Source organism: Glaciimonas sp. Gout2 (assembly GCF_035018905.1).
GTDB lineage: Bacteria > Pseudomonadota > Gammaproteobacteria > Burkholderiales > Burkholderiaceae_D > Glaciimonas.
Genome location: NZ_JASJXA010000094.1, coordinates 1 through 4,003, shown reverse-complemented (window position 1 = coordinate 4,003; position 4,003 = coordinate 1). Strand labels below are relative to the sequence as shown.

At 50.3% G+C, this 4,003-nt stretch carries 4 protein-coding genes; all 4 read left to right on the top strand.

Features of this window, described 5'->3' with window-relative positions:
• Positions 1 to 108: 108 nt before the first annotated feature.
• The 4 genes from QN379_RS23085 to QN379_RS23070 are packed head-to-tail and all read left to right on the top strand — an operon-like array spanning position 109 to position 3,776.
• A complete protein-coding gene (locus QN379_RS23085) occupies positions 109 to 1,038 on the top strand; it encodes a branched-chain amino acid ABC transporter permease (protein ID WP_322237245.1) in 930 nt (309 codons plus the stop codon).
• Positions 1,039 to 1,056: 18 nt separating this feature from the next.
• Positions 1,057 to 2,271, top strand: a complete 1,215-nt coding sequence (locus QN379_RS23080) for an ABC transporter permease subunit (protein ID WP_322237247.1) — start codon at positions 1,057 to 1,059, stop codon at positions 2,269 to 2,271.
• Between the two features lie 9 nt (positions 2,272 to 2,280).
• On the top strand, positions 2,281 to 3,051 hold the full coding sequence (locus tag QN379_RS23075; protein ID WP_323507724.1) for an ABC transporter ATP-binding protein: 771 nt from the start codon (positions 2,281 to 2,283) through the stop codon (positions 3,049 to 3,051).
• Complete coding sequence (locus tag QN379_RS23070; RefSeq protein ID WP_322237251.1) at positions 3,051 to 3,776, top strand: ABC transporter ATP-binding protein; 726 nt, start codon at positions 3,051 to 3,053, stop codon at positions 3,774 to 3,776. The genes QN379_RS23075 and QN379_RS23070 overlap by 1 nt, the downstream gene beginning before the upstream one ends.
• The last annotated feature ends 227 nt before the right edge of the window (positions 3,777 to 4,003 follow it).

Genomic DNA, 4,003 nt, shown 5'->3' with positions numbered 1-4,003 from the left:
GGAATGATTTTTGCTATACAGATGAACAGCACCCTACGGGGCTCCTTACGGTGTTGGACGGTATAGGTGAGCTGATTTGAATCGAATCATATTAAGAATAAGGAAATCATGGATACCTTTATCCAACAAATTATCAATGGCTTAGTGCTGGGAAGCATGTACGCTTTGATCGCGCTGGGTTACACGATGGTGTACGGCGTTTTGAACCTGATTAATTTCGCCCATGGCGATATCTTAATGATCGGCGCGATGGTTGGTCTGTCGATTCTGAAGTTAATCCAGGCTTATGCGCCTGACTTACCTGGCATCGTCAAACTGATGATCGCTATTGCGGGCGCTATTCCGGTCTGTGTGATCGTCAATCTGGTTATCGAACGGATCGCATACCGGCCGTTACGCAATGCGCCGCGTCTGGCACCGTTGATCACCGCGATTGGTGTTTCTATTCTGTTGCAGACTTTTGCGATGATGATATGGGGACGCAGTCCTCTGGCAATGCCGCAAGTGATGCCATCTGATCCCGTGCATATATTGGGCGCGCTGATTTCTCCGACCCAGATCATGCTGTTGATATTGGCGACGGTTGCGATGGTCGGTCTGGTGTTGCTGGTGGAGAAAACTAAAATGGGTCGCGCCATGCGTGCTACTGCCGAAAATCCTCGGGTTGCCGGTCTCATGGGTGTTGACTCCAATCGCGTCATTGTGATGACGTTTGCGATTGGCGCTGCATTGGCGGCAGTCGCTGGCGTGATGTGGGGTGCTAATTATTCTTCGGCCCAATTTGCAATGGGCTTCGTACCGGGATTGAAGGCCTTTTCGGCTGCGGTCTTGGGCGGAATTGGCAATATTTACGGCGCGATGTTGGGTGGTATTTTGTTGGGGCTAATCGAAAGTCTGGGTGCTGGCTATATTGGTGATCTTACCGGCAATTTTCTCGGTAGTAATTACCAGGATATTTTTGCGTTCATCGTACTGATCATCGTACTGACCCTTCGTCCGTCCGGCATCATGGGCGAACGTGTGGCCGATCGAGCTTAACCGGGACTGGAGAAACTTATGGCTAATTATTTCGATACGAAACAAAATCCGGCGAAAGCCTATGGCAGTTTGGCCGTCCTGGCGGTATTTTTGGTGGCGTTTCCATTTGTAGCCTCCATGTACGGTAACTCGTGGGTCCGAATCATGGACTTTGCGCTGCTGTACATTATGCTGGCGTTGGGACTCAATATTGTGGTCGGCTTTGCCGGTCTGCTTGATTTGGGCTACATCGCGTTTTATGCGATTGGCGCTTACATGACCGGTCTTCTGGCATCGCCGCAATTTGCGTCGGTGCTGGAATCCTTCGTCAATACTTATCCTGCAGTGGGGAATTTTCTGGTGATGATTTGTGGGCCAGAAATCGTCCAGAATGGTATCCATTTATCGCTGTGGGTGATTGTTCCGCTGGGCGCTGCGCTGGCCGGTTTGTTTGGTGCGATCCTTGGCGCGCCGACCTTGAAATTGCGCGGTGATTATTTGGCGATTGTCACGCTGGGCTTTGGTGAAATCATCCGAATTTTCATGAATAATCTGAACGCACCGGTGAATATCACCAACGGTCCGCAAGGGATCAACCTGATTGACCCGATCCATATTTTTGGCGTGTCGCTTGCTGGCGCACGTGGGTCGAACGCGACGGTTTATTTTGGTGGTTTCGGCATGCCTTCCGTCAATGCGTATTACTTTTTGTTCTTATTTCTTTGTGTCGCCATCATTTTTATCACCGTGCGTTTGCAGCACTCACGTCTTGGTCGGGCATGGGTTGCTATTCGCGAAGATGAAATTGCTGCCAAGGCGATGGGCATCAACACACGTAACGTCAAGTTGCTGGCGTTTGCGATGGGTGCGTCATTTGCGGGAGTTGCTGGCGCGATGTTTGCCTCGTTCCAGGGTTTTGTGTCACCTGAATCGTTCTCCTTGACCGAGTCGATCGCGGTATTAGCGATGGTGGTATTGGGCGGTATGGGACACATTCCGGGCGTCGTGTTGGGTGCTGTCTTGTTGTCGGCATTGCCGGAGGTATTGCGGCATACGGTAGAACCGGTCCAGATGGCGATTTTCGGTAAGGTCTTAATTGACGCAGAAGTATTGCGTCAATTGTTATATGGCCTGGCAATGGTGGTGATTATGCTGACCCGTCCATCTGGCTTGTGGCCTGCGCCAAAACACGAAGACCGGCCTGATACCGATGTCGATAAACCTGCGAAGTCAGCCGACGTCGTGGCGGCCTAAGGAGATCTCATGAGCGAACAAATTATTCTGAATATCTCCGGCGTCAATAAGCGATTTGGCGGCCTGCAGGCATTGTCTGAAGTCAGCATCAAGATTTTGAAAGGCCAGATTTATGGTCTGATTGGTCCTAACGGCGCTGGCAAGACGACTTTATTTAATGTAATTACTGGCCTGTATCAGCCTGATACAGGGTCTTTTGAGCTATCTGGCAAGTCGTATTCACCTTCGGCACCACATGAGGTGGCGAAAGCGGGAATTGCTCGCACTTTCCAGAATATTCGTCTGTTTGGTGAAATGACCGCTCTCGAAAACGTCATGGTCGGTTGTCATGTCCGTAGCCATCAAGGCGTATTTGGTGCCGTATTTAAGCATCCTGCGGCACGCCGTGAAGAGGCAGGCATCCGCGCGCGTTCTATGGCGTTGCTTGATTTCGTTGGTATCGCACGTTTTGCGGAGCGCACCTCGCGCCACCTGTCTTACGGCGACCAACGCCGTCTGGAGATTGCACGTGCGTTAGCGACTGAGCCGCAATTGCTGGCACTGGACGAACCCGCCGCCGGGATGAACGCCACCGAAAAGCTCGGCTTACGTGAGCTGCTGGTTAAAATCAAGAATGAAGGAAAAACCATTTTGTTGATCGAACATGACGTCAAACTGATGATGGGGCTATGCGACCGTATGACGGTGCTGGATTATGGCAAGCCGATTGCCGAAGGTTTGCCGGCGGACATCCAAAAGAATCCAGCTGTCATTGAAGCTTACTTGGGAGGTGGTCACTAATGGCTGAGAATATTCTGCGCGTTGATGGGCTAAAAGTGGCATACGGCGGTATCAAAGCAGTTAAAGGCATTACTCTCGAGGTCAACAAAGGGGAGTTAGTGACGTTGATTGGTGCCAATGGTGCAGGCAAAACCACGACGCTTAAAGCTATTACCGGCACCTTACCAAACTGTAAAGTTGAAGGCACGCTGCACTATTTGGGTCAGGCGATCAAGGGTAATCACTCGTTCGATCTCGTCAAGAAAAATCTAGCAATGGTGCCGGAAGGCCGCGGTGTTTTTACGCGGATGAGCATTCACGAAAACTTGTTGATGGGCGCTTATATTCGCGACGACAAGGCTGCTATTGCTGCGGATATCGATAAATGGTTCGGTGTGTTTCCTCGTCTAAAAGAGCGTTCGGCGCAGATGGCGGGAACGTTGTCGGGCGGCGAACAGCAAATGCTCGCCATGGCGCGCGCACTGATGAGTCATCCGACACTATTATTGCTGGATGAACCGTCGATGGGCTTGTCTCCAATCATGGTAGAGAAAATCTTTGAAGTAATCCGTAATGTGTCGGCGCAAGGCATTACTATTTTGCTGGTTGAGCAGAATGCTAAGTTGGCATTGGAGGCAGCACATCGCGGTTATGTGATGGATTCCGGCCTGGTCACGATGAGCGGTAATGCTAAAGACATGCTGAATGATCCAAAAGTTCAAGCGGCATATTTGGGCGAAGGCTAACGGACGTTTCATGCTGATCGCGGATGCTTGGCCGTTCCATCCTAGATCGATGTCTTAAGATGGCAGATCAGTTTGATGAATAGTTATACCTTCATGCAACAATAAAAAAGGAGCCCAAGGCTCCTTTTTTATTGTTTCCTTACTGTTATTGGTAAGCGTTCCCTCAGTACCCTCTACCCATAAACACCAAATTTCTGCATGATTTGAATGGGAAGGCACAAATTAAT